Here is a 23717-nt window from a genome sequence, read left to right as displayed (position 1 = left end):
GGGCTTGATGAACGGCGGCGCTAGTGCGCCTCGGCCCAATTCGCGCCCTGTCCCGCATCAACGCTGAGTTTCACATCCAGTTTCACCGCTGGGTCCGAGGCCCCCTCCATCACGTCGCGCGCCGCGTCGATCAGCGGGTCAACGGCGTCCTCGGATACTTCGAACAGCAATTCGTCATGCACTTGCAGCAACATTTTCGCGGGCAACCCATGGATCGCATCCGGCATCCGCACCATGGCGCGTCGGATCACGTCGGCCGCGGTGCCTTGAATCGGAGCGTTGATCGCCGCCCGACGCGAAAATCCCGCATGCGGCCCCTTGGCATTGATTTCGGGCGTATGGATTTTGCGCCCGAATAGGGTCTGCACATAGCCATTCTCTTTGGCAAAGGCGACGGTGTCGTCCATATAGGTCCGAATGCCGGGGAAGCGTTCGAAATAGCGGTCGATGAAGCCCTGCGCCTCGGCCCGTGGAATGCGCAGGTTGCGCGCCAGACCAAAACCCGAGATGCCATAGATCACACCGAAGTTGATCGCCTTGGCCTGACGGCGAATATCCGGCGTCATCTCATCCAGCGGCACGTCGAACATTTCCGACGCAGTCATGGCGTGAATGTCCAGCCCATCGGTAAACGCCTGCTTCAAGGCCGGAATATCGGCAATATGCGCCAGAATCCGCAGCTCGATCTGGCTATAATCCAGGCTGACCAACACATTTCCCGGTTCGGCAATGAACGCCTCGCGGATGCGACGACCTTCCTCGGTGCGCACGGGGATGTTCTGCAGGTTCGGATCGGTCGAGGCCAAACGACCCGTGTTCGCCCCGGTGATCGAATAGGATGTATGCACCCGGCCCGTATCGGGGTTGATATGGGTCTGCAGCGCGTCCGTATAGGTCGATTTCAGTTTTGATAGCTGCCGCCAATCCAGCACCCGACGCGGCAATTCATGCTCGGTTGCCAGATCTTCAAGGATATCGGCCCCGGTCGAGTACTTACCCGTTTTGCCCTTTTTGCCGCCTTCCAGACTCATCTTGTCGAACAGAATCTCGCCCAGCTGAGCGGGGGAGCCGACATTGAAGCTTTCACCAGCCAACTCGTGGATTTCAGCCTCTAACCCGGCCATTTTCTGGGCAAACGCGTTGGACATGCGGCTGAGGACATCGCGGTCAACCTTGATACCATGCATCTCCATTTCGGCCAGAACCGGCACCAGAGGGCGCTCCAGCGTTTCATAGACGGTCGTTACCTGAACCTGATGCAGCTGAGGTTTGAACAGTTTCCACAGCCGCTGGGTGATATCGGCGTCCTCGGCGGCATATGCCGTGGCCTCGTCAATCGGAACCTTGTCGAAGGTGATCGCGGATTTGCCGGATCCCAGCAGCGGTTTGATCGGAATCGGCGTGTGGTTCAGATAACGCTCGGACAGGGTGTCCATGCCATGCCCATGCTCGCCGCCATGCATCGCATAGGACATCAACATCGTGTCATCAATCGGCGCCACATCCACGCCATAGCGGGCAAAAATCTTGGCATCGTATTTCATGTTTTGCCCGATCTTGAGGATCGACGGGTCCTCTAACATCGGTTTTATCAGTGTTAGAGCCTGTTCAATCGGCATTTGCCCCTCGGCCAGCGCGTCCGAGCCGAACAGATCGTCGGTGGCGCTTTGACGATGGATCAATGGGATATAGCAGGCCTCGCCCGCCTCGATGCAGAGCGAAATGCCAACCAGATCTGCGATCATCTCGTTCAGCCCGGTGGTCTCGGTGTCCACTGCAACCCACCCACGCTCGTAGGCCTGGTCTATCCATTTCTGCAAAGCCCCCGCGTCGCGGACGCATTCATACTTCGACGCGTCGAATGGAATGTCTTCAGCATCGGCCACATCTGCAACGGGCGCAGGCGCGTCTGCAATCACCGGTGCCTCGGCCCCCAGCTTGTCCGCTATGCGCTTGGTGAGGGTGCGGAACTCCATCTCAGCCAGAAAGCCCAGCAGAGTGTCCGGTTCAGGGTCTTGCACCTCAAGATCGTCTAAGGTGAAATCCAGCGGCGTGTTCTCATCCAACTGCACCAGTCTTTTCGACAGCTCAATCTGGTCGCGTTTGTCGATCAGGGTTTGGCGGCGTTTGGGTTGTTTGATCTCTTCGGCGCGGTCCAGCAGGGTTTCCAGATCACCAAATTCATTGATCAAAAGCGCCGCCGTCTTGATCCCAATGCCCGGGGCCCCCGGCACATTGTCCACGCTGTCCCCGGCCAGCGCCTGCACGTCCACCACACGTTCCGGCCCGACGCCGAATTTCTCGAACACACCATCGCGGTCGATGCGCTTGTTCTTCATCGCATCCAGCATTTCGACCCCATCGCCGACCAGCTGCATCAGGTCCTTGTCGGAACTGACGATCGTGACGCGACCACCGGCCTCACGCGCCTGTATGGCAAGGGTGGCAATGATGTCGTCGGCCTCATAGCCCTCAAGCTCTTTGCAGGCGATATTGAAGGCGCGGGTCGCCTCGCGGGTCAGCGGCATCTGAGGGCGCAGATCCTCGGGCATGGCCTCGCGATTGGCCTTGTAAAGGTCATACATATCGTTGCGGAACGTATGAGAGCCCTTGTCAAAGATCACCGCCACATGGGTCGGCGCGTCTGGCCCAGTGTTCCCCTCGACATATTTCTGCAGCATGTTACAGAACCCAGACACGGCCCCAATCGGCAACCCATCGGACTTCCGCGTCAGCGGCGGCAGCGCGTGATAGGCCCTGAAGATAAAGGCCGATCCGTCAATAAGATGAAGGTGACACCCTTTTCCGAAATTGCTCATGCGCGCGCTCCCTGTCGGTCAGGGATGGTTCTGCCACAGGGGCGCACGGGTGACCAGTACAGAAGGTGAACTATCCGCCGAACAGGCCGCCAAATACATCCGAAAAGCTGTTGAGCAGCGCCATGATGACCAGCACACCGAGGAAAGCGAAAAACGCAAAAGCAAAGAACTGAAACAGGATTGCGCCGATGCCGATTGCGATACCCGCAATGGCCGGGCGCAGTTTTTCGTGGCGCAGAATGCCTATGGCCGACAGGATGACGGCCAATCCTCCCAAAAGGGCTACGCCGATCTGCAGAAAGTCGTCCAGATCACGGACCCGGGCCACCGGCTCGGGTTGGTCCAGCCCGGCGGCCGAGCGCAGGGTGGATTTTCCAAGCTCGGCTGCAAGCTCTCCCAAAGACACGCCAGTCGATTGTTGCGGTGCGAATGGCCCGGCCCAGAACAGGAACAGGGCGCCCAACAGGGCCATCGCGGAAACACTAAAACCAATCCATCCGAAGACCGGTTGGTTGGTATTTTGGATACTGGCGTCCATCAACACACTTCCTCCATTGAGCCGGCGCAAAGCTATCGTCAGAACACGACATTAGTTGGGCAGGTTAGACCTTGCCTGATTGGTTTATCAAGCGGGACAAAGTGATCGAGTAAGGCAATGGAACCCAAGTGCCGAAGTCTTCATTCGCAGCCCACAGCACCTCACCGGCCCAGACATGGCAGGTTCGCAGCGCGTTGAAACGCCCTCTGGCCTTAAAACTGATTGTGGTTGGAAAAACCCGGCAGCCAGGAGGCCTGTAGATCGGCCCGCTGACCAGGCGATTTCGATCGTATCATCGCCCTGCGCCCGATTTCCCGATCCGGTTAGAAGCATTCCGATAGCGGCGGCCAGAAAATAGCCAACAGCTCCAATGATTAGGCAGAGGTAAAACCTGCCCGCGGCTTTGCACATTCAGGCGCTGGCCTCGTGCCCTTTTAAGACAAATTTGCAGTCGCAATAGGGGCACTCGACCCAGCCGGTGTCTTCGGGGATCTGTAACCAAACACGTGGGTGGCCCAATGCACCTTCGCCGCCATCACAGGCGACACGAGAGGTTTCGACGATCTTGGTTTCCGGCGCTTCGATTGTCACGGCTGGCGATCCTTCACTGGTTGTCGGCCTCGCGGGCATGCATTAGGTGCGTTTATGAGCGATGAGCAAACCGGGGGCAAGAGCCACATGGACAATGCGGCAATCAGGATCGAAGGGCTGCGCAAGACCTATCGCGGCAGCAAGGGCCAGCCTGAAAAGCAGGCGCTGAAGGGTATCGACCTGACAATCCCGCGTGGTTCAGTCTTTGGATTGCTCGGGCCGAACGGGGCCGGGAAATCGACCCTGATCAACATTCTGGCCGGGCTGGTGGTTAAATCTGCAGGCCATGTGTCGATCTGGGGTCATGACCAAGACCGCAACCCGCGCCAATCTCGCGCTGCCATCGGCGTTATGCCGCAAGAGCTGAACCTGGACCCTTTCTTTACTCCGCGCGGTGCTTTGGAGGTTCAGGCTGGCCTATATGGTGTACCAAAGGCGCAGCGGCGCAGTGATGAAATCCTCGAACTGGTTGGCCTCAGCGACAAGGCCGAGGCCTATGCCCGCACCCTGTCCGGCGGTATGCGGCGCCGGTTGCTGTTGGCCAAGGCTTTGGTGCATAACCCCAAAGTGCTGGTTCTGGACGAACCCACAGCGGGCGTGGATATCGAGCTGCGCCAAATGCTCTGGGCCAACGTGCGCAAGCTGAACCAGCAGGGCATGACCATCATCCTGACGACGCATTACCTGGAAGAAGCACAGGAGATGTGCGACCAGATCGCCATCATCAATCATGGCGAAAAGATCGCACAGGACAGCACGGCAGACCTGCTGGGCCGCATGGATGGTCGGACGATGGTAATTATTCCGGATGGCCCCGTCACTGAACTGCCTGCGACCGAGGGAGTCGAGGCCACACTGCGCGACGATGGCAGCCTGGTGCTGCGCTATCGCAGTGCCCAGACCAGTGCCGAACAGGTTCTGGAATCCGTCAGGGCCGTGGGCATGCGTATCCGGGACGTTCGCACCGAAGAAGCAGATCTTGAGGATGTGTTCCTGGCCCTGACCTCGACCCGGGCGGGCGAAGTCCCGGCAGCTGATCTTGATCAGCCGCGCCGGGGATTGCACCGGGTTAAGCTTTAGGCGCGGTCGATCCGCGCGTGATAGCAGTTATTCGACGCGGATCTGATGTGGATATAGGCGACATCCGCGCGGGCAAAGATATCCCCGGCAGCGTTTTGCAATTCCGCCTGCGGCGTAATGATCCCGGTGCCGTAAACAATCCTGTCGTCCGATCCGTACCCTTTAATCAGATAATTGGGTGAGGCGGTCAGCGCCTCGGGCAGGTTGGTGAGATCCTCATAGCGCTGACAATGCTCTACACAAAGGTAAATCGGCCCGGTTTCAGCAAAAGGTTGTGTCGCTGGAAAGGGCCGGTGGGCCAGCACCAGCATTTCCTTTCCCTTGGGAATATAGGTCAGGCAATGACGGCAGGGGTTTCCTTCCCCGTTCGATATCGCCCGTTCGGGCGGGTTACCATAACCATCAGGCGCACCTTGGCGATAGGCCTGAACCTGCGCGGTGGGGAGGGCAGATATTTTGTGCATGTTAGGTCTCCTTCTTTGTACAAAAGATGCCTGACCCGGCGAGGGGAACCGACCCGTTTCCTGCGCAAACGCTTCTTTGAGACAGCGCGACATATACGCGCCGTGGCTTGACAGCACGGGCTACAATCCGATCTGAACGGGACGCAATTCAGTTTCGGAACGCCCATGTCCAAACCTACCTCTCCTGCCCGCCCAGGAATTCCTCCGAGGTTTCCCGCCACCGCTGAACAGATCATGTCGCAGGTGAGCGCATTCTACGCCCGCGTCCGGCAGGACGAGGCACTGGCGCCGGTCTTTGCAAACCATGTCAGCGACTGGCCCCCGCACGAGAACAAGATCGCCGCGTTCTGGCGCAACGCCATTCTGCATGAGCGTTGTTATGACGGAAATCCGCAGCGTATTCACATCGAAAGGCCTGATATCAGGCCCGAATTGTTCGATCATTGGCTGGACCTGTTCGAGGAGGTGGCCCATAGCACCCTGCCCGCAGAAACCGCGCTGCCCTGGGTGGCGCTGGCCCGGCGCATCGGCGTAGGGATGAAAGTGGGTGTACAATCCGCGCGCCAGCCAAAGGACGCGCCACCGATCCTGCGATGATCTCAGATCATGGCCGGTTGCCATGTTAGCGGTAAAATAAGGGCTATCAGACTCTGAAAAATGGGTTTATGCAACGGATGAACCCACCATTCCGCTGCCCAAGGCCAGACCGATGAGCACTCAAAACACCACCCTCAGGGGCCTTGGCTATGCGTTTCTGGGCTTTGCTGTCTTTGCCAGCCACGATGCGCTGATCAAGGTGCTGGGCGGAACCTATTCGGTGATGCAAATCATCTTTTTCGCCACGCTGTTTTCCTTTGTGCCGATGGCCGTGACAATCCTGACAGACCGCTCTACCGGCAACTTCCTTCCGCACCATCCCTGGCTGGTCCTGCTGCGGTCGGGGTTGATGGTCACAGGCATGTCCTGCGCATTTTATTCCTTTTCGGTCCTGCCTTTGGCCGAGGTATATTCACTCCTGTTCTCTTTCCCGCTGATCGTCACGGTCCTGTCGATCCCCATATTGGGCGAGGTGGTCCGCGCCCAGCGTTGGGCCGCGGTTGGCGTGGGCCTGATCGGCGTGTTGATCGTTCTGCGCCCGGGTACCACGGACATCACGCTAGGCCATCTGGCGGCGCTGACGGCCGCGTTCTGCAGCGCTTTCGCGTCAGTTTTGGTCCGTAAGATCGGCAATGAGGAACGCTCGGCCGTTCTGATCCTTTATCCGATGCTGCTGGCCATAGTGGTCATGAGCATCGCGCAACCGGCCGTTTATCAGCCTCCGTCCTTGTTGCATCTGGCCATGATGGCACTGGTCGGAGTATTTTCTGTCATTGCCCAACACCTGATTATTCTGGCTTATCGTGCCGCGCCAGCGGGGGTCATCGCCCCCAGCCAATACAGCCAGATCATCTGGGCCACGATCTTTGGCATGGCGTTTTTCGGCGAAAAGCCAGACGGCTGGGTTGCCGTCGGCGCCAGCATCATCATCGCATCTGGTGTCTTCGTCGTCTGGCGCGAGAGCCGGTCGAACACCACCTCAGCCAACACCCCGGTTCTGCGGGTTCGCTCACCGCGTTCGGATACAGGGGCGACGCGACCAGGAGAATGACCCCTGCCTTTACGGCTCTTTGCATCTGATCCTGAGACCACCATTTTCGCCGCTCTTTTCAAACCGGTCTATGGCACGCACCAGATCGCTCAGCCTTTTGTGGCCATAAGAGCGGGAATCAAAATCCGGATACATCTTACCCAGCTGACTTCCGACAATCCCAAGGCTGGTCCAGCCGTCCGGCTCATTGGTATTCTGAACGACATTGCGAATAAGCTGATAGGCATGGTTCAGCTCTTGCTTTGGCTTTGGGCTTTCGGACTTTTTGGCCTGTGGGTTATGTGCCGCTGGCTTCTCAATATTATCAATATAGATGAACCGATTGCACGCTGCCACAAAGGCCTTGGGGGCTTTGCGTTCTCCTATTCCGAACACATCCAACCCCTGCTCGCGTATCCGACTGGCAAGGCGCGTGAAGTCGCTGTCTGACGAGACCAACACAAAGCCGCTGAACCGACCCGAATGTAGAATATCCATGGCATCAATGACCAAGGCAATGTCGCTGGAGTTCTTGCCGGATGTGTTGGCGAATTGCTGATGCGGAACGATGGCGTATTCGGCCAGAGATTTGGCCTCCCATCCCTGCGGTGATCCGTTCGAGAAATCCCCGTATATCCGCCTTAAACCAGCCTCACCGAGCGTGGCAATTTCTTCGAAAATCTCTGCTGCATGTTTTGCAGAGACATTGTCCGCATCGATCAGAACCGCCAGACGGTCTGTCTTTCCTGTCGTCACCTGAAATCCTCAACCTTAAATTTAATTCATAGTGAGGAATGTAAGACCCAAAAAGGGCGAGCAAAAGCCCGCCCTCGGAAACTATTTCGGTTTTCTCAGTATACCACAACCGAGCGGATGCTTTCGCCCTTATGCATCAGGTCGAACCCATGGTTGATGTCGTCCAGGCCCATGGTGTGGGTGATCATCGGGTCGATCTCGATCTTACCTTCCATGTACCAATCGACGATCTTGGGCACATCCGTGCGGCCACGGGCGCCGCCAAAGGCCGTACCGCGCCAGGACCGACCGGTGACCAACTGGAACGGGCGGGTCGAGATCTCGGCCCCTGCAGGTGCCACGCCGATTATGATCGACTCGCCCCAGCCCTTATGCGCCGATTCCAGCGCCGTGCGCATCACGCCGACATTGCCCGTTGCGTCAAAGGTGTAATCTGCGCCGCCCTTGGTCAGATTGACCAGATAAGGCACCAGATCGCCTTCAACCTCAGCCGGGTTGACGAAGTCGGTCATACCGAACCGGGTGGCCATTTCCACCTTGGAGGGGTTCAGGTCGACGCCGACGATCTGGTCGGCGCCTGCCAATCGTAGACCTTGAATGACGTTCAGGCCGATGCCACCCAGACCAAAGACAATGGCGCGGCTGCCGATCTCGACCTTGGCGGTGTTGATCACCGCGCCGATGCCGGTGGTCACGCCGCAACCGATATAGCAGATCTTGTCGAAAGGCGCGTCCGGGCGCACTTTGGCAAGCGCGATTTCCGGCAGGACCGTGTGGTTGGCAAAGGTCGAGCAGCCCATGTAATGCAGGATCGGATCACCATCCAGCGTCGAGAACCGAGAGGTGCCATCGGGCATCAACCCTTGGCCCTGCGTCGAACGGATCGCCTGACACAGGTTGGTTTTGGGATGCAGGCAGTATTCACATTCGCGACACTCGGGGGTGTAAAGCGGGATCACGTGATCGCCCGGCTTCAGGCTGGTCACGCCCGGGCCGACATCGACCACCACACCTGCGCCTTCATGGCCCAGAATGGCGGGGAACAGGCCTTCGGGGTCTGCACCCGACAGGGTGAATTCGTCGGTGTGGCAAATGCCGGTCGCCTTGATCTCGACCAGAACCTCGCCCGCCTTGGGGCCTTCGAGGTTCACATCCATCACTTCCAAAGGTTTGCCGGCCTGAACGGCAACGGCGGCACGGGTGCGCATGATGTACTTCTCCCAGTCAAATTTGGCCTGACCCTGCGTTAAATGCAGGGTTTTTTCAACTGCGCTTTGATGGCAGCAATGCTAAATATTTGATATTACAGAAACGACATTGCCAGAAAGAGGAGCGCCAATGCGCCGTTTGACCCCTGTTTTGATTTTGCTGGTCGCATGTACGGAGTCGCCCGCTCCTGAGGACGCGCCACCGCCACTTGAACCCGCCCCGGTGGATTTGGCTTTTTGCAAAGGAGAGCCAGTTGCCGATGCGATTGGCAAGCCTGTATCGACCATTCAGTCGCAATTACCCGAACGGTCGCGCGTTTTAGGCCCCGATGACATCGCCACACAGGATTATCGCATCGACCGGCTGAACGTCTTTGTGGACGGCTCGGGGATCATACAGAGCCTGACCTGCGGTTAAGCCTGGCAGAAGCTCAAAACCCCAATGTTAGGGCCTATCTTCCGCGATATATCACCCAATCCGGCAAATAGCCCACAAGGCGGATCAGCCATGAAAACGGCGCTGGGAAGTCTGTGCGGAATCTGTGGCGGGACATTGCCCGAACCACATGCTGGGCCGCGCCCTGAGGCGTCATCAGCATCGGCATCCTGAAACTGTTCTTTTCGGTCAGGCGAGTCTTGATGAAGCCGGGATTTACGATCCGAACCGTGACGCCCGAACCCGCCAGATCATGCCGCATGGTTTCTGCCAGTGAAATCAAAGCCGCCTTGCTGGCACCATACCCGACTGCAGATGGCAGGCCATGATAGCCGGACAGCGACCCGATCAGCGTTATCTCCCCCTGCCCGGCCTTAACAAACCCAGGAAGTATTTCGCCCAGAACCCGCAAAGCGCCCTGAAAATTCACATCGGACATCCGAAGAGCGGCCTCGGTGTTCCACTCAGTGCTGCGCATCGGGTCATAAGCCCCGGCATTATAGATAAGGCCATCCACTTTTCCGGCAGCGGAAGCGGCACGTCGAACAGAGTCTAAATCAGCGACATCGCAACGAATGGCTTTTGAATTTGGCAGAATGCTGCAGATTTCATCCAGGCGTTTCGCGTTTCGCGCCGACAGGATCACCCGGGCGCCGCGATTGCTCAGAGCTTGCGCCAATGCACGACCCAGACCTTCGCTTGCGCCAACTATCCAATAAGTTTTCCCGTCAAAGCTGTTCATGCCGACCATTTCTGAATTGTGTTATTTCAATACGGTTACACGGCCAGTTTGGATCACCTTCGGTTGCTCGCGGTGAGGCCGCTAAATTGCAGCCGCACCTGAAAAACCCCTGTCTTGAATGATCCAATCCTGCTCCTACTGCGTATTCATTATCAAAATGTCACGTAACGAGGCTATCATGTTCGACGAAACCCAAAGGGGCAGGAAAAAAATCGCCATAGTTGGCGCAGGCATTTCAGGCCTTTCAGCGGCTTATTATCTTTCCGAAAACAATGACGTGACACTCTTTGAGGCTGAACCCAGGCTTGGCGGGCATGCCCGCACGGTCACGGCGGGCAAAAATGGCGATCAACCCGTCGATACCGGTTTTATCGTCTTCAACTATGCCACCTACCCTTACCTGACACGGTTGTTCGATACGCTGAACGTGCCTGTCGAAAAATCCGAGATGAGCTTTGGTGCGACCATCGACAACGGGCGCATCGAATACGGGCTGAACAACCTGCGCACTCTTACGGCGCAGAAACGCAACCTTGCGCGGCCGGCCTATTACAAGATGATCGCCGACATCCTGCGTTTTGGCAGAGAGGCCCCGGACGCAGCCAAGGACGATGACACAACGATCGGAGAGCTGGTTGATCAGCTGCGGTTGGGGCACTGGTTTCGGCACAATTATCTGATGCCCATGTGCGGTGCGATCTGGTCGACCCCAGTTGAATTTGTGGATCAATTCCCAGCGCGGTCGCTCGTGCAGTTCTTTCGCAATCACGCTCTGCTGGCCAATGGCCGCGCCAATCAGCACCAATGGTACACGGTAAAGGGTGGCAGCATTGAATATGTCCGCCGGATTGACGCCACCCTGCGTGCCCGCGGGGCCGAAATACGTCTGGCCAGCCCCGTTCAGAGGGTTCAGCGCAATGAGATAGGCGTGACCGTTCACAGCCAAGGCCAGTCGGATCAGTATGATGAGATCATTCTGGCCACCCACTCGGATCAATCCCTTGCCATTCTGGGCCAGGATGCCACCCCAGCCGAAGCAGCCGCGCTTGGCGCGATCCAGTATCAGCCCAACACGGCCATCCTGCATTGCGATCCGTCGCAGATGCCCAAACGCCGGGCCTGCTGGTCCAGCTGGACCTATCGCTCGCAGGCCGGGAATGTCGGGGTGACCTATTGGATGAACAGGCTGCAGAAGATTCCCGACAGTGACCCGCTGTTTGTGACGCTGAACGCCTCATCCGAGATCGCCGCCGACAAGATCTATGATAAGGTCGAATTCGCCCATCCGGTTTTTGACAAGGCCGCACTTTGGGCACAGGGGCAAATCCGCGAGATGCAAGGACAGAACCGCACCTGGTTTGCGGGCGCCTATAACCGGCACGGGTTTCACGAAGACGGGATTGCCAGCGCGATGCATGTCGTCGAGCGGATCACCGGCACCCCGCAAACCATCGGAGCAGACAATGGCACCCCCGAACAGATCGCGGCCATCCCTGTTGCGGCCGCTCTCTAAGCTGATGTGCCCGGCCATTCTGGCGCTGGCGATGATGCTGCCCTGCGGCTTGGCGGCGTCGCCTTTGGCTGACCGGCTGGGCGATCCACAGGTTCTTGGCAGCTCTACGTTCCGGTTCCTGGGTTTGCCGGTTTACGATGCCAGGCTTTATACGCCCGGCGGCGCACCGTTTAACTGGAATCAAGAGTTCGGACTGAAACTGACATACCGCAAATCCATCGCGCAGAAGGCTCTGATCAAGTCGACGCTTGACGAAATGGTGCGACAGGGCAACCCGACTCCAACCGCCGATCAGTTGCAGGCCTGTTTTCAGGCCGTCAGCAAAGGCGACAGCTATCTAGCAATCCCGGAGGGGCCGGACAAGATCGGGTTCTGGCGCAATGGCAGCAGAACCTGCACCTTGTCGAGGCCGGGCATCACGCGCGCATTCATGTCGATCTTTCTTGGCAGCAACACTAGATCGGCCAACTTTACCCGGCAGTTGAAGGGTCAGTGATGCTGTATCCCCGGGTCAGTCTCTATGCGTTGATGCTCGCCGCCGCAGGCATCCCGCTTTACATTCACCTGCCGCGTTTTGCGGCGGTCAATCTGGGCATTGGCCTTGGGGTGATCGGCGCCGTCCTGTTGCTGATCCGTTTGGTTGACCTTGTGCAGGATCCCCTGATTGGCTGGGCGATTGACCGGTGGCCTGGTGGCCAGCTCTTGTTTGCTGCCCTCGCCGCACTTGGGCTGGCCGTTGGCTTCCCGCTGCTGTTCACTCTGTCTGAGGGCGCGTCCGTTGCCAGTTTGGTGGCCATCCTTATCCTGCTGTTTTCAGCCTACAGCCTGGGAACCATCCTGCTCTATGGCCGCAGCGCCACGTTGGCCAAAACGCCCACCCCGTCCGAGCTGATGACACTCGCCGCCTATCGCGAGGGCGGGCAGCTAACCGGCGTGATACTTGCCGCAAGTGCCCCCGCGCTGTTTGTCGCCTTTGGCGCGCAGGCGCAGGGCTATCCTGCGTTCGGGCTGTTTTTGGGCCTCATCGCCATTCTGACATTTGTCCTGACGGCCCCGATCTGGCGACGCGCGCCGATAACCGGACAAGCCCTGACCTTTTCCGGGCTCGGCGATGCCGGTGCGTTGCGCCTGCTGGTTCTTGCGCTGATCAACAGCTTGCCGGTCGCCATCACCTCTACCCTGTTTCTGTTTTTTGTCGAAGACCGGCTGCAACTGCCAGGCATGGCAGGACCGCTGTTGATCTTGTTCTTCCTCAGCGCGGGGGCAAGCGTGCCCCTTTGGGCACGGCTCAGCAATCGGATTGGCCCGAAACAGACCCTAATGATCGCCATGCCGCTGTCGATTGCGGCCTTTGTCAGCGCCGCGACGCTGTCAACCGGCAGCCTTGCCGGGTTCGCCCTGATCTGTATTGCATCGGGCGCCGCACTTGGGGCGGATATGGTGGTGCTGCCGGCCATGTTCTCGGTCGCTCTGACACGCGCAGGTCTGAACGCATCCGCCGCATTCGGCATCTGGTCATTCGCGGGCAAGCTGGGGCTGGCTCTGGCGGCCTTTTTCACCCTTCCATTGCTGGAACGCAGCGGATTCACCCCGGGACAGGCAAATTCAGCCGAGGCGCTGCAAACGCTCAACCTCGCCTATGCCATTTTGCCCTGCATCCTGAAACTCGGCGCGTTTGGAATGGTCCTGACGCTGCCAACTGAGGTCTCAGCCAAATGAAACTACTTGCTATAGCCCTGCTCATCATCTTCGCCCTGTCCATTGCAAAGGGGCGCTATCTTAGCTTTCGGGCCCAATCGCCTGAGGATTACAGCGGTACCGGCCCCGCCTTTGAAATGAAGGAAAACCTGAACGGGGAGATCCTGTCCGAAGGGCTGATCTATGGCCCCGACGGCAAGATGTCGAACAGCTTTGTCGCCCGTATGGTCGGGGAATGGGACGGCAACACAGGCACCCTGACTGAGAATTTCACCTATTCCAACGGCAAGAAGATGGCCCGCAAATGGTATCTGACTCTGGGCACAGGAAACACATTCATTGCGACAGCAGATGACATCGTGGGCGAAGGGCGCGGCACGGTCTCGGGCTCGACCGTAAAGCTGACCTACAAGATCATCCTGCCCGAGGACGCAGGGGGGCACACGCTGGACGTGACCGACTGGATGTACCTGACGGAAAGTGGCGTGATCATGAACCGATCCGAGATGCGAAAGTTCGGCATCAAAGTCGCCGAGCTGATAGCCACCATGCGCCCGGCGCCCTCCACCAAATCGGCCTATCTGGACCGGGCGAATGGCCATGACACCGCCGCTGAAACACGGGTGCTGCAATGAAACCACGTCGTCTTGTCATCGCTGGCCTTGCTGTTCTGGGGCTGACCGTTCTGGCTGCCTGCTCCGCGAAACCCCGAACCCCCAAGACCTTTTTGTCCGATCGGCAGTTGAACCTGGAAGAGTTCTTTGAGGGTCAGACTGTGGCCTATGGTCAATTTCAGGATGTTCTGGGCAATGTGCCACGCCGGTTCACTGTTGATATCAATGGTACATGGGATGGCGAGACGCTGACCCTGATCGAGGATTTCGTCTATGACGACGGCGCAACCGAGCAGCGCGCCTGGACCCTGACCAAAACCGGCGAGGATACCTGGACCGGCACAGCCCCCGGCGTGCTGGGCACCGCCAGCGGGATCGAGCGTGGTGACACGTTCAACTGGACCTACAAGATCGACCTGCCCGTCAAGGATGGGACCATGCGGGTCGATTTCGATGACTGGATGTGGCTGCTGAGCGATGACCGGCTGCTAAACCGGGCCTATGTCTCGCGCTATGGCATCCGGCTGGGTGAGGTCATTTTGTTCTTTGAAAAGAAATAGTCAGACAGAAAAAGGGCGAACCCGAAGGCCCGCCCTTAGATCAATCTGGTTCAGATCAGCTTAGAAGTTGAACTGAGCACCAAAGTCGGCACGGATCTTGCCGTCGTCGTCGCCGTCTTTGATCTCGCCAACTGCACCACGCAGCGATACACCGCCGCCCAGGTCATAGATGGCGCCAACACCGATATTGCGGGTGTCGTCGTCAGCCGAACCGTCACCGTAAACCAGCTGCAGCGTGGTTGCCGCACCCAGATCATAGGCGACCGAGAAACCATAAGCGGTGCCATCTTCGGCGTCGTTGTTGACGTCATCGTCAGCCACGAACAGGGTGCCGTAGAAATCGCCCAGTTCTGCACCAAGGGTCAGAACAGTCAGGCTTTCCTTGTCAACGCCTGCGCCTTCATCAGTTTCACCATATGCCAGCGAGGCTGTGAAGTTGTTGAAGGTGTAAGATGCGCTTACGTCCCAGCGATCACGGTCGTCAGTGATGCCTGCGCCCAGGAATTTCGTGTCCTGGTCATAGGATGCCGAGAATGCCAGATCGCCAACGGTGTAGCGGAAGAACACAGCATTCGCGCCCGTGCCGGTTGAGCTGTATTCCAGGAAGGAATAGTTCACGCCCGAATACTGACCCAGGAATTCTTCCAGGCCCGGCTCGGTACCGAAGTAGTCATCCAGGTTGTCGAACGAACCCGAAACGTTACCGGCGTCAACACGCAGGCCGCCATAGATAACCGAGAAACGGGCGCCATTCAGGCCAGCTTCGTTCTGCTCGCCGGTGCTTGAATCGTCATCCGCCTGCAGACGAACACGGCCCTGGAATTCAACGCCGCCATCTGTTTCGGCACTGGCGTCGATGTTCAGACGAAAACGCGACACCAAAATGGTATCGTCGGTCGAGGCGTTGTTTGAATTGACCGCACCAGACGCGGTCGTTGTGGTGGTGGTTGCTGAACGGTCTTCTTCATAGCCCAGACCAAAGCGGCCATAGCCGCTGAATTTGACTTCCGCGGCAGCAACACTGGCGGTTGCAATCAGCGCGGTCGATGCGATGAGTACGTTTTTCATGGTTAATCCATAAGTTTTGAGAGGAGTAGTGCCACCGAAGCGGCGGCTAAATTCGTCGAATAATTTCAACATGGGCACAATAGCGAGACGGGATTTTCCACGCCCTCTGCCTGCAACGGTGTTGCCACTTTGCACCGGGCAAAAAGGCCGCAGGGCGCAGATATTCAAGCTTTTCGAGCACTTTGTTCGCCCATTGGAAACGTTACAAAAATTTGAACGCAAAAAAGCCAGACCACCTCTTTAAACCGGGAATTATTGACAGGTCGCATGATTCAGGGATTCTCGGTCCCTAGCCCTGTTGTGACTGCAGCCCAATTTCAGGTGAGTCGCAATCTGAGATTCCGCGTTCCGAGTATTGCCTCGTCCAAGACCACGCCCATTCAGACGGCATAATGCCCAGCCGCGCCTCGGGTCGGATGCGATCCTGCTACGGCACCATATGCTAGTTGCTGCTATAGAAAAATGACAGGCTGCGGCTGACACCGCCAGGGGGCAACGGGAAAGGCGACGCCGCGCGAACCTGCGCCTTGGCAGCACGGTCGACTTCGGGGGATCCAGAGCTGTCGACCACATCGACAAAGGCCAAGGTTCCATCCGGGTTGATCTGAAAAAAGACCTGAGCGAAACCGCGCGCCGAAACATAGACCAAAGGCGCCCGGTTCAGATGCATGAGCACACGGCCAGCATAATTGGTTTTGGTGGAATTGCCTGGCCCCCTTCCCCCTGAACCGGCACTGGTGTTGCCGCGTGTGAACGGGTCAATTCCCGCGCGTTTGTACTGCGACAGCGGGGATTCGACCTCTTTCTCAGGGAACCGCAGATCACTGAAATCGTTGGAGCCCGGCAAGACGCCCTGCGGTTTGGAACTAGGCCGTTGATCCGGTAGCTTCGGACGCACCGAAGAGGTCAGTGCCGTCTCTGTCTCTTCCTCCGCCTCAGGTTCGGGTTCGGGCTCGACAAGTGGGATGTCGACGTCGGGAATGTCAGCTATCAGCGGTATGTCGGGAACCGGCGATGGCTCGGGCGTGGGAACTTCAGCCGGGGCCGGGTCAACCGCTGCCTGTTCTTCGGCTTGCACCGGGCTGGCCTCGGGCACTCCTTCGGGTGTTTCGGCCTGCTCACTGGGTTCGGCCTGAGGCGTGGAATCTTCGTCCTGGCTGGCGGCTTCATTTGCGTCCGAAGGTGTCTCAGACGTGGTTTCCGACGGCTCAACCGTTTCCGTCACAACCGGGCGCACGATTTCGGACTTGCCCAGATCGGGTGAAGGGACCTGCTGAGGGTTATCAGAGGCGACCAATGCTTCGCTAACCGGCACTTCTTCGGGTTCGGGTGCCGGTTCGGGCTCCAGCGGCTCTTCCGGTTCCGGTTCGGATTCGGGGGCGGGCTCGGGCTCAACCGGGTCCGCAACGACATCGGCAATCTCTTCGAACTCATTGCCCAGCGCGATGGCATCGGCCGGGCCTGCGGGTTCTGCGGTTTCCGTCAGATGGGGCGCTGTCACGCTCAACCCGCCTAAGTGAATCAACAGCGACACCAGCACCGCAATAGTCGCAATGACAACCGAGCGTCTGATCATTCCAGCGCCTTTTCGGTCACGACAAAGACCGACGTCGCCCCCAACCGCCGCAGAGTACCTGTCACCTCGATCAGCCGGTGGCCGGGTGCATCCCGGTCGGGCACGATCCGCACCGGCGCGGGGTCACGGCCGGTCATATAGGCTTCGGGTGTCATCGGCTGGCCCCGAAAGCTGAGCAATCCGTTCTTGTGCAGAACCAATGCGTCGGGGGGCTCACTGCCCTCCAGTTCCGACGTATCCACAAGTTGCAGATCCGGATCCAGCGGCGGCGCGATGGTTCCGGTGATCAAAAAGAAGATCAGCATCAGAAACACGACATTGATCAAAGCAATGGTCGAATCGCGTTTGCGGCGGGGTCGAATATTGCGGATCATCGCCTCACTCCAGCACCAGAACGCTCAACCCGTCACGGCCACGCAGCCGCACCAGCAGATTGACCAGCCTTTGTGAGGTTGTATCGGGGTCAAGGCTGACCAGGACCTGCCCTGTGTTCACCTGCTCGACCACCTCGTCCAATGTGACCGGAACGCCGTTCAGGATCAGGCGCTCTGATCCCAGCTGCAGAAACACCCGCTGACCCGTAACTTCGTCGACAGAGGCGCCATCGGTGGCGCTGCTTAATTCGATCTCGGCATATTTCGAGAATGTCGAGGTTAGCATGAAAAAGAGCAACAAGAGAAATATGATGTCGATGAGCGGCGTCATCGACATTGGCCGTCGCACAAATGGTGCAGAATTACGCATGATCTGCTGTCGTTGGGACAGCGGCCACCTGGGCAGAGTCTGACGATCCCCGCCCCGGAACAAGAACGGTCCTCAAGGCCTTGTCGGCAAAAACCCGTTCGCGCGCAGTGCGACTTTCGAACCAGGACAGAACCATCGAGGTCGGCATCGCCACGGCCAGACCAACCGCTGTGGTGACCAGCGCTACCCAGATACCGCCCGCAAGCAGCGAGGGATCAACGGATGATCCGGCAGTCTGCAGGCTCTGGAACGCTTCGATCATGCCAAGTACGGTGCCGAACAGGCCCAGCAGCGGTGCCAGCTGTGCCACGGTGTCCAACAGACGAAAGCCGCGCTCAAGGCCCGCCAGGGCCAACCCGGCCTCGGCATCCAGCCTTTGGTCCAGCCCCGGCACGATGGGCGCATCCATGGCAGAGTTGACCAGCGGCGCAAGATAGCTGCGGCTTTCCGCCAGCTTGGCCCTTGCGGCCTGCGTGTCACCGGCATCCCAGGCCGCAAGCGCCTGGGACAGGATCTTGTGCCGACCGACACCGGAAACCGTGAATTGCCAAAGCTTGTACAGCGTGACGGCCAGCGTCACGATCGACATGGCGATCAGGACCGCAACCACCGGCCCGCCAAGGGCAACAATTTCACGCAAAGCATCAAGCGGGCTCATCTGAGAAACTCCACATCTGTTCGGTTGTTTAGCGTAAGGGCTTCGTCGCAAAGATCGCTTTCGGCGCCTTCGACCGTACATGTATTGGATCCGTTGATCAGAATCCGGCCAACATCGCCGCAGATCATGTCCGCGATGCTGAACTGCCGCACCCGCAGACGTCCCGCAGGAATATCGCGGAAATTATACAGCGACAGGCTGACAACATTGCCCTCCGCGTTAAAGATAACGGTTTCAAAATTGGCGGCCTCAATCTCGGCACCGGTCTGATTTTGCAACAGAAATGACAGTCGGCAGTTGCCTTCGACCTGTTGCAGATTGTTCAGTTCCATCAACAGCCCAGCGCTTGGGTCCTCGGCGGATTGCGCAGGGGACATGGTTGGAATGCCAAGACAAAGGATCGCGAGTTTCGCCAGGCGGAAAGACGTCACAGGTATTCTCCCGGTAATTCAATGAAGACATCGAAGGCCGGCGTTTCGGTGCTGGCGCGTTATTCTTTTATCCAAGAGCTATGGCCCGCGAAAGGGCTCGCGACGCATTTGTGACCAACCGGCATATTTACGGCCATCCGGTCAGGCCACTGGTTTCCGGCCGGATTAAGCTGAACCCCTGAGGCCTTGTACCTGGTGCCAATTAACCTCGGACCGACCGAAATTGCGTCTGAGTGGTGTGACCACACCGGGCTGGTTCCGATTTGACAACAAAACCATTCATTTGGGAGGCTTGACCGCAATATCATAGCAATTCGGCCTGACATCTGCCACACTTGTTACCAAATTGGTCTGATACCACGTCAATCTTTTGGATTCGGCGCGATATTGACGCGAAAGAGGCATGCAACGATGTGCCGAAGAAGTACCAGGGGGCAAGCGCTGATCAATGACGACTGTCATCGGGAAATCCACACGCCTTTCAACTATTCTGCAAAACGCCGATCTACATGACTTCAGCGCGCGGTTTCTCGAAGAAGGGATAGACGACGTAATATTGGACGAATTGACAGACCCGGAACTTCGAGATCTGGGTTTGACTGTCGGTCAAAGGAAACGTTTTCGGCAAACACAGGCACAACTGAAGCTTCAGGAAGCGTCCGACAGACCCGCAATGTCCCGCGTGGCCGAACGGCGACAGCTGACGCTTGTATTCTGCGATCTGGTCGGGTCCACGCAATTAGCACAGCGGCATGATCCGGAAGAGCTGATGCAGATCATGAATCTGTATCTGGACACCGCCATCGGCACGATGAAACAACACGGATGCCACCTGGCTTATAAGCAGGGCGATGGCATCATGATGTATTTCGGATATCCGAAAGCCACTGAAGATGATACCGAGCGCGCGGTGCGTGCGGTTTTGGAAACCATCGAAGCGGTTCAGAATCTGGAAAACAAGTTCGGTGAAAACCTGGACCTGCGCGCGGGAATCGCAACCGGAGTTGTCGTTGTCGGGGTTGTTTCCTCTGCCAGCCTGGGAACACAGGATTTCATTGTTGGCGAAACGGCCAACCTTGCCTCGCGCCTTCAGGGGTTGGCCAATCCCGGTGAAGTTGTCGTCTCGTCCGAGACATGGCGCCTGACAAAAGGGGCCTTTAACTTTGAACCGCGCGGCAATCACGAATTGAAGGGATTTGATGGTGAGCGCTCGGTCTTCCGCGTTATTGACGAAAAGATCGCCGCCAGCCGGTTCGACGCGCGCACCGGCAAGTCCACGGTCAAATTGGTTGCCCGCGAAGACGACCTGACCGGCCTGACAGGGCTTTGGGATCATGTGCTGCGCGGATCGGGTCAGGTTGCGCTGGTTGGTGGCCCGGCCGGTATCGGGAAATCGCGCCTGATCAATTCCCTCAGCAAAACGCTGGGACAAAGGCCTATGACCCTGCAATGTGTCCCGCATCTTGCCAGTTTGCCCCTGCACCCGCTGCGTGCCGAGCTTCGGCGGTTTGCAGGGGATGAGACTGATACCGACAAGGTAACCGAGTCGATCAGGGAATACGCGAAAAACGCCTCTCGTTTGACCGAAGAAGATGCTGCGCTGCTATTGGATTTGGCCGGGTTTGAAACTGACGCTCCGGTCGAACCCGATCCGATCAAGAAAGCACGAAAATCTTTGGATTTGCTGATCCGCTGTGCCGGGAGCATCTGCGATGAACGCGGGTCATTGCTGTTGGTATTCGAAGATGTGCACTGGGCGGACGCAACCACGCTGGATGCCTTGGACGCGCTGATCGACGCCTTGGACCAATTGCCCATCCTTGTGGTTCTGACGCACCGCCCTGAATACGAGCCTCCGGAACATTTTGAAGGCCGCACGTCAATCGTCGAATTGACACCTCTTTCGGTTCTCGAAGCGTCTGAACTGGTGCGCCGTGTTGCCGTACCGCGCAGCCTGCCGGTCACTTTGGTCAGACAGATTGTCGAAAAAGCCGATGGTGTGCCGCTTTATATCGAGGAAATGACCAAGGCGGTTCTGGATCAGCTGCCGCAGGACGTGCCCATCGACGCCGGGGTAATGGGAACCCTCAGTATCCCCGCAACTCTTCATGACTCGCTGATGTCGCGGCTGGACCGGATGGAAAATGCGCGACCTGTAGCGCAGTTGGGATCCGTGATTGGCCGCAGCTTCACGTCGGCGATGATCCATGCGGTAGCACCCAAGGACACGGATGTGGAATCAGCATTGATCCAACTGATCGGTGCAGGTCTGGTATCCATCACCAGCGAAGCCGGGGCGCCGACTTACACGTTCCACCATGCGCTGGTGCAGGACACAGCGTACCAGTCGCTTTTACTTGAAGACCGGGAACAGATTCACCTGAAAATCGCCAAAGAATTGCTGACCGGTCACAAGGCTTTTGGTAACCCTACACCGGATACCGTGGCGCATCACTGCGATCTAGGCGGTCTTAAGGGCGAGGCTGTTACCCACTGGGTTCTGGCGGGTGAACAGGCCCTCAGCCGCCTTGCGAACCTACCGGCGATTGCCGCTTTTCAGGCCGCATTGCGCAATATCGAAACGATGCCCGGCGGTCCCGAACGAGATGGGGTAGAGCTTGGCGTTCAGATGAATGTATTGCCTGCGTTCATGGCGATACACGGTTGGTCATCCACACAGGTTGGGCAGACCGCAGCCCGTGCGATGCATCTTGCACAGGCGCTGGGTGCGGGCGAAACCCTGTTTGCCGCAACCTTCTGCCGATGGACGCATTTCTTTGTGTCGGGCCAGATGAACCGCGCACTTGAGATGGCGCAGGCCCTTGACGGCATGGCCAGCCTTGCACCGGATCCGGTTACAAACGTCCTTGCTGCTCGGGCGCTCAGCTATACTCATTATTTCCGCGGTGAGTTTGCCGATTGCGAAAGACAGCTTGAACGGGGCCTTGCCCTGATCACGCCCGAGCTTGACATGGCCATGATGCCGATGACCCAGTCCTCGACCAGCGCGTCGTTCTTTGCCATTCAGGGCTGTCTTCTGTGGCAGCTTGGCAAATTCGACGAGGCCGAAGAGGCCCGCCTGAAGTCGATCGAAATCAGCAAGCCGTTCGAACACGCCCCCAACCTTGTCTACATTATGGGCGCGTCGTCGATGTTCCTTCCGTATGCGGGCGAATGGGACTTGCTGGACGATACGATGAACGAAGCGCGTCGGATCGCGGACGAAGAAGGGTTCCTGTATCTTCACGCAATGCAGGATATCTATCTGGGTCTGGCTCAGGCGGGCAAAGGTGACGTGATCGGGGGGGCTGCTCGTGTCGGGACCTATATGGACCTTGTGTCCCAGGCTGGCGGCAACTTTACCTTCCCGCAAAACCAGATTGTCCTGTCGGAGCTGTTGATCGATCAGGGTCATATCGAGGATGCCCTGAACCGGCTTGAACATGTTTGCACGCCCGGGTGGGAGCGTGGAGAGATGTTGAACAAGCCGGAATATCACCGTGTGCGCGCTAAAGCATTGGCCGCCCGTGGCGACCTTGACCAAGCTGTCACCGAGGCAAATCAAGCCCTGCAGCTTGCACATGACATCGGGGCAGTTGTTCAAGAGAAACGCGCTCTGGATTGCCTGAACAAATTTGCTAAAACGTTATGAAATTAGATAGCTGCCAGATTTAACCGCGCAGTGCCATCCAGAAGGGGGAGACGATGACCGAAGCACTTGAATTGGACCAGCAGCAGTGGGACGCTGTGAACAAGGCCGTCCACGATGAAGCGTTGCGCGCGCGTATTGCTGCCAGTTTTCTGCCGCTCTACGGCCCGCTACCGGCTGATACCCAATCGGTTCCTCTGAACAAGCTTGAACTGGTTCCCGAAGCGACCGGTCCAAAGATGCGCTTTGGCGTGAATGATTTTGATACGACGCGGCTGTCGACAGTGTCCGTGAACGTCCATGTCAAAGGCGCACAGCTTGCAGATCCCGAACTGGCCGCCGCGCTGATCATGTTCCGCCGGGCGGCTGCCATTGTCGCACGGGTCGAGGATGAGATCATTTTTAACGGTCAGGCCGGCACCGGTGAAGGCCCCCAACCCGCGCCCGGCGCACCCGTCACGCTGCCCCCAGTTTATACCGTAAGCGGTGGTGGAAAATACGAAGGCCTGCTGGAAGCGGGGGAGGCACAACCCATTTCCAGCGGTTCCAAGAAAAAGCCTACCGGCCCCGAGGTATTCGAGGCCGTGGTTGCGGGTATCAGTCAACTGGAATCCCTGGGTCATCTTGGACCCTATGCCTGTGTGATGGGTAACGGCCTGTTCCAGGCGGTCACGACACCGATGGAAAACTCGATGGTCCTGCCCCGCGACAGCATTCTGCCATTTCTGGACGGGCCGCTGCTGCGGTCTGGCGCATTTCCGGTGAACAAGGCCGTGCTGGTGTCTTTGCAGGGCGCACCGGTTGAGATTGTTGTGCCTTCTGACATTGCTGTCAAATATCTGCAGACCTCGGCAGATGGCGATCATATCTTCCGCGTTCAGCAGAAATTCCGCCTTAGGATCAAAGAAGCTCAGGCTATCTCGACCATCACGTGCTGACCGGCGC

24 protein-coding genes are annotated in these 23717 nt (G+C 58.0%); 11 read left to right on the top strand and 13 right to left on the bottom strand.

All coding sequences use genetic code 11. The features are described 5' to 3' along the window. Positions 1-20: 20 nt before the first annotated feature. The 3 genes from polA to AC2FLB_RS13620 all read right to left on the bottom strand — a co-directional run bounded on the left by polA (position 21) and on the right by AC2FLB_RS13620 (position 3948). Positions 21-2819, bottom strand: coding sequence for a DNA polymerase I (gene polA / locus AC2FLB_RS13630; protein WP_496709429.1), 2799 nt, complete (start codon positions 2817-2819; stop codon positions 21-23). 70 nt (positions 2820-2889) lie between these two features. Beyond that, positions 2890-3357 carry a hypothetical protein gene (locus AC2FLB_RS13625; protein WP_281973333.1) on the bottom strand — a complete coding sequence of 156 codons (468 nt, stop codon included), beginning with the start codon at positions 3355-3357 and terminating at the stop codon, positions 2890-2892. Between the two features lie 411 nt (positions 3358-3768). After that, the gene (locus AC2FLB_RS13620) at positions 3769-3948 is read right to left on the bottom strand and encodes a zinc-finger domain-containing protein (RefSeq protein WP_142638543.1); all 180 of its coding nucleotides are present in this window, start codon (positions 3946-3948) and stop codon (positions 3769-3771) included. A gap of 87 nt (positions 3949-4035) precedes the next feature. Here AC2FLB_RS13620 and AC2FLB_RS13615 point away from each other — a divergent pair, with 87 nt between their 5' ends. After that, the gene (locus AC2FLB_RS13615) at positions 4036-5028 is read left to right on the top strand and encodes an ABC transporter ATP-binding protein (protein WP_496709486.1); all 993 of its coding nucleotides are present in this window, start codon (positions 4036-4038) and stop codon (positions 5026-5028) included. On the opposite strand, the gene AC2FLB_RS13610 is transcribed toward AC2FLB_RS13615, so the two are convergent. Further along, positions 5025-5492, bottom strand: a complete 468-nt coding sequence (locus AC2FLB_RS13610) for a DUF1203 domain-containing protein (protein ID WP_142638541.1) — start codon at positions 5490-5492, stop codon at positions 5025-5027. The genes AC2FLB_RS13615 and AC2FLB_RS13610 overlap by 4 nt on opposite strands. Before the next feature lie 165 nt (positions 5493-5657). Between AC2FLB_RS13610 and AC2FLB_RS13605 the strand changes: the two genes are divergently transcribed. Both AC2FLB_RS13605 and AC2FLB_RS13600 read left to right on the top strand, forming a co-directional pair. After that, the gene (locus AC2FLB_RS13605; protein ID WP_142638539.1) at positions 5658-6089 is read left to right on the top strand and encodes a group III truncated hemoglobin; all 432 of its coding nucleotides are present in this window, start codon (positions 5658-5660) and stop codon (positions 6087-6089) included. Positions 6090-6201: 112 nt separating this feature from the next. Next, positions 6202-7140 (top strand): DMT family transporter, encoded by a 939-nt coding sequence (locus AC2FLB_RS13600; protein WP_496690284.1) that lies wholly within the window; start codon positions 6202-6204, stop codon positions 7138-7140. 9 nt (positions 7141-7149) lie between these two features. On the opposite strand, the gene AC2FLB_RS13595 is transcribed toward AC2FLB_RS13600, so the two are convergent. Next, complete coding sequence (locus tag AC2FLB_RS13595) at positions 7150-7875, bottom strand: NYN domain-containing protein (RefSeq protein ID WP_496692811.1); 726 nt, start codon at positions 7873-7875, stop codon at positions 7150-7152. Positions 7876-7970: 95 nt separating this feature from the next. Beyond that, positions 7971-9083, bottom strand: a complete 1113-nt coding sequence (locus AC2FLB_RS13590; protein WP_496697919.1) for an S-(hydroxymethyl)glutathione dehydrogenase/class III alcohol dehydrogenase — start codon at positions 9081-9083, stop codon at positions 7971-7973. A gap of 130 nt (positions 9084-9213) precedes the next feature. Between AC2FLB_RS13590 and AC2FLB_RS13585 the strand changes: the two genes are divergently transcribed. Further along, positions 9214-9501, top strand: coding sequence for an I78 family peptidase inhibitor (locus AC2FLB_RS13585; protein WP_496709428.1), 288 nt, complete (start codon positions 9214-9216; stop codon positions 9499-9501). A gap of 34 nt (positions 9502-9535) precedes the next feature. Here AC2FLB_RS13585 and AC2FLB_RS13580 read toward each other — a convergent pair whose 3' ends face one another. Beyond that, entirely contained in the window at positions 9536-10261 is a 726-nt protein-coding gene (locus AC2FLB_RS13580; protein WP_142638532.1) for an SDR family NAD(P)-dependent oxidoreductase, read from the bottom strand. A 178-nt stretch (positions 10262-10439) separates the two neighbouring features. Here AC2FLB_RS13580 and AC2FLB_RS13575 point away from each other — a divergent pair, with 178 nt between their 5' ends. From AC2FLB_RS13575 to AC2FLB_RS13555, 5 genes are read left to right on the top strand one after another with little or no spacing between them, the layout of a single operon-like run. Beyond that, positions 10440-11774, top strand: a complete 1335-nt coding sequence (locus AC2FLB_RS13575; RefSeq protein WP_496709485.1) for an NAD(P)/FAD-dependent oxidoreductase — start codon at positions 10440-10442, stop codon at positions 11772-11774. Further along, positions 11758-12270: a hypothetical protein gene (locus tag AC2FLB_RS13570; RefSeq protein WP_496709427.1), complete on the top strand. Its 513-nt coding sequence runs from the start codon at positions 11758-11760 to the stop codon at positions 12268-12270. Before AC2FLB_RS13575 ends, AC2FLB_RS13570 begins: the two co-directional genes overlap by 17 nt. After that, on the top strand, positions 12270-13493 hold the full coding sequence (locus AC2FLB_RS13565) for an MFS transporter (protein WP_496690287.1): 1224 nt from the start codon (positions 12270-12272) through the stop codon (positions 13491-13493). Before AC2FLB_RS13570 ends, AC2FLB_RS13565 begins: the two co-directional genes overlap by 1 nt. Then, on the top strand, positions 13490-14107 hold the full coding sequence (locus AC2FLB_RS13560; RefSeq protein ID WP_496692817.1) for a DUF3833 domain-containing protein: 618 nt from the start codon (positions 13490-13492) through the stop codon (positions 14105-14107). The genes AC2FLB_RS13565 and AC2FLB_RS13560 overlap by 4 nt, the downstream gene beginning before the upstream one ends. Continuing rightward, on the top strand, positions 14104-14646 hold the full coding sequence (locus AC2FLB_RS13555) for a DUF3833 domain-containing protein (protein WP_496706924.1): 543 nt from the start codon (positions 14104-14106) through the stop codon (positions 14644-14646). Before AC2FLB_RS13560 ends, AC2FLB_RS13555 begins: the two co-directional genes overlap by 4 nt. Positions 14647-14706: 60 nt before the next feature. Here the strand turns inward: AC2FLB_RS13555 and AC2FLB_RS13550 are convergent, their stop codons facing one another. The 6 genes from AC2FLB_RS13550 to AC2FLB_RS13525 all read right to left on the bottom strand — a co-directional run bounded on the left by AC2FLB_RS13550 (position 14707) and on the right by AC2FLB_RS13525 (position 19123). After that, positions 14707-15714 (bottom strand): porin, encoded by a 1008-nt coding sequence (locus tag AC2FLB_RS13550; protein WP_496678480.1) that lies wholly within the window; start codon positions 15712-15714, stop codon positions 14707-14709. Between the two features lie 442 nt (positions 15715-16156). Further along, positions 16157-17290 carry an energy transducer TonB family protein gene (locus tag AC2FLB_RS13545; protein WP_496706922.1) on the bottom strand — a complete coding sequence of 378 codons (1134 nt, stop codon included), beginning with the start codon at positions 17288-17290 and terminating at the stop codon, positions 16157-16159. After that, entirely contained in the window at positions 17287-17664 is a 378-nt protein-coding gene (locus AC2FLB_RS13540; protein WP_271951792.1) for an ExbD/TolR family protein, read from the bottom strand. Before AC2FLB_RS13540 ends, AC2FLB_RS13545 begins: the two co-directional genes overlap by 4 nt. Positions 17665-17668: 4 nt before the next feature. Beyond that, positions 17669-18034, bottom strand: a complete 366-nt coding sequence (locus AC2FLB_RS13535) for a biopolymer transporter ExbD (RefSeq protein WP_496692820.1) — start codon at positions 18032-18034, stop codon at positions 17669-17671. Next, positions 18027-18692 carry a MotA/TolQ/ExbB proton channel family protein gene (locus AC2FLB_RS13530; RefSeq protein WP_496692821.1) on the bottom strand — a complete coding sequence of 222 codons (666 nt, stop codon included), beginning with the start codon at positions 18690-18692 and terminating at the stop codon, positions 18027-18029. Before AC2FLB_RS13530 ends, AC2FLB_RS13535 begins: the two co-directional genes overlap by 8 nt. Then, complete coding sequence (locus AC2FLB_RS13525) at positions 18689-19123, bottom strand: hypothetical protein (protein ID WP_496692822.1); 435 nt, start codon at positions 19121-19123, stop codon at positions 18689-18691. The genes AC2FLB_RS13530 and AC2FLB_RS13525 overlap by 4 nt, the downstream gene beginning before the upstream one ends. Positions 19124-19571: 448 nt before the next feature. Here AC2FLB_RS13525 and AC2FLB_RS13520 point away from each other — a divergent pair, with 448 nt between their 5' ends. Both AC2FLB_RS13520 and AC2FLB_RS13515 read left to right on the top strand, forming a co-directional pair. Continuing rightward, complete coding sequence (locus AC2FLB_RS13520; RefSeq protein ID WP_496709426.1) at positions 19572-22775, top strand: adenylate/guanylate cyclase domain-containing protein; 3204 nt, start codon at positions 19572-19574, stop codon at positions 22773-22775. A 53-nt stretch (positions 22776-22828) separates the two neighbouring features. After that, complete coding sequence (locus AC2FLB_RS13515; protein WP_271951782.1) at positions 22829-23710, top strand: encapsulin; 882 nt, start codon at positions 22829-22831, stop codon at positions 23708-23710. Positions 23711-23717: the final 7 nt, after the last annotated feature.

This window comes from Ruegeria sp. CDSA236, assembly GCF_059611285.1.
The sequence above is the reverse complement of the archived record's forward strand: the minus strand, read 5'-3'. Positions and strand labels throughout refer to the sequence as shown.

Excerpts from the sequence above, each read along its gene's own strand:
- polA (WP_496709429.1), bottom strand. The coding sequence starts at position 2,819 with ATGAGCAATTTCGGAAAAGGGTGTCACCTTCATCTTATTGACGGATCG.
- AC2FLB_RS13625 (WP_281973333.1), bottom strand. The coding sequence starts at position 3,357 with ATGGACGCCAGTATCCAAAATACCAACCAACCGGTCTTCGGATGGATT.
- AC2FLB_RS13615 (WP_496709486.1), top strand. The coding sequence starts at position 4,036 with ATGGACAATGCGGCAATCAGGATCGAAGGGCTGCGCAAGACCTATCGC.
- AC2FLB_RS13610 (WP_142638541.1), bottom strand. The coding sequence starts at position 5,492 with ATGCACAAAATATCTGCCCTCCCCACCGCGCAGGTTCAGGCCTATCGC.
- AC2FLB_RS13605 (WP_142638539.1), top strand. The coding sequence starts at position 5,658 with ATGTCCAAACCTACCTCTCCTGCCCGCCCAGGAATTCCTCCGAGGTTT.
- AC2FLB_RS13600 (WP_496690284.1), top strand. The coding sequence starts at position 6,202 with ATGAGCACTCAAAACACCACCCTCAGGGGCCTTGGCTATGCGTTTCTG.
- AC2FLB_RS13590 (WP_496697919.1), bottom strand. The coding sequence starts at position 9,083 with ATGCGCACCCGTGCCGCCGTTGCCGTTCAGGCCGGCAAACCTTTGGAA.
- AC2FLB_RS13585 (WP_496709428.1), top strand. The coding sequence starts at position 9,214 with ATGCGCCGTTTGACCCCTGTTTTGATTTTGCTGGTCGCATGTACGGAG.
- AC2FLB_RS13580 (WP_142638532.1), bottom strand. The coding sequence starts at position 10,261 with ATGAACAGCTTTGACGGGAAAACTTATTGGATAGTTGGCGCAAGCGAA.
- AC2FLB_RS13575 (WP_496709485.1), top strand. The coding sequence starts at position 10,440 with ATGTTCGACGAAACCCAAAGGGGCAGGAAAAAAATCGCCATAGTTGGC.
- AC2FLB_RS13565 (WP_496690287.1), top strand. The coding sequence starts at position 12,270 with ATGCTGTATCCCCGGGTCAGTCTCTATGCGTTGATGCTCGCCGCCGCA.
- AC2FLB_RS13560 (WP_496692817.1), top strand. The coding sequence starts at position 13,490 with ATGAAACTACTTGCTATAGCCCTGCTCATCATCTTCGCCCTGTCCATT.
- AC2FLB_RS13555 (WP_496706924.1), top strand. The coding sequence starts at position 14,104 with ATGAAACCACGTCGTCTTGTCATCGCTGGCCTTGCTGTTCTGGGGCTG.
- AC2FLB_RS13550 (WP_496678480.1), bottom strand. The coding sequence starts at position 15,714 with ATGAAAAACGTACTCATCGCATCGACCGCGCTGATTGCAACCGCCAGT.
- AC2FLB_RS13545 (WP_496706922.1), bottom strand. The coding sequence starts at position 17,290 with ATGATCAGACGCTCGGTTGTCATTGCGACTATTGCGGTGCTGGTGTCG.
- AC2FLB_RS13540 (WP_271951792.1), bottom strand. The coding sequence starts at position 17,664 with ATGATCCGCAATATTCGACCCCGCCGCAAACGCGATTCGACCATTGCT.
- AC2FLB_RS13535 (WP_496692820.1), bottom strand. The coding sequence starts at position 18,034 with ATGCGTAATTCTGCACCATTTGTGCGACGGCCAATGTCGATGACGCCG.
- AC2FLB_RS13530 (WP_496692821.1), bottom strand. The coding sequence starts at position 18,692 with ATGAGCCCGCTTGATGCTTTGCGTGAAATTGTTGCCCTTGGCGGGCCG.
- AC2FLB_RS13520 (WP_496709426.1), top strand. The coding sequence starts at position 19,572 with ATGACGACTGTCATCGGGAAATCCACACGCCTTTCAACTATTCTGCAA.
- AC2FLB_RS13515 (WP_271951782.1), top strand. The coding sequence starts at position 22,829 with ATGACCGAAGCACTTGAATTGGACCAGCAGCAGTGGGACGCTGTGAAC.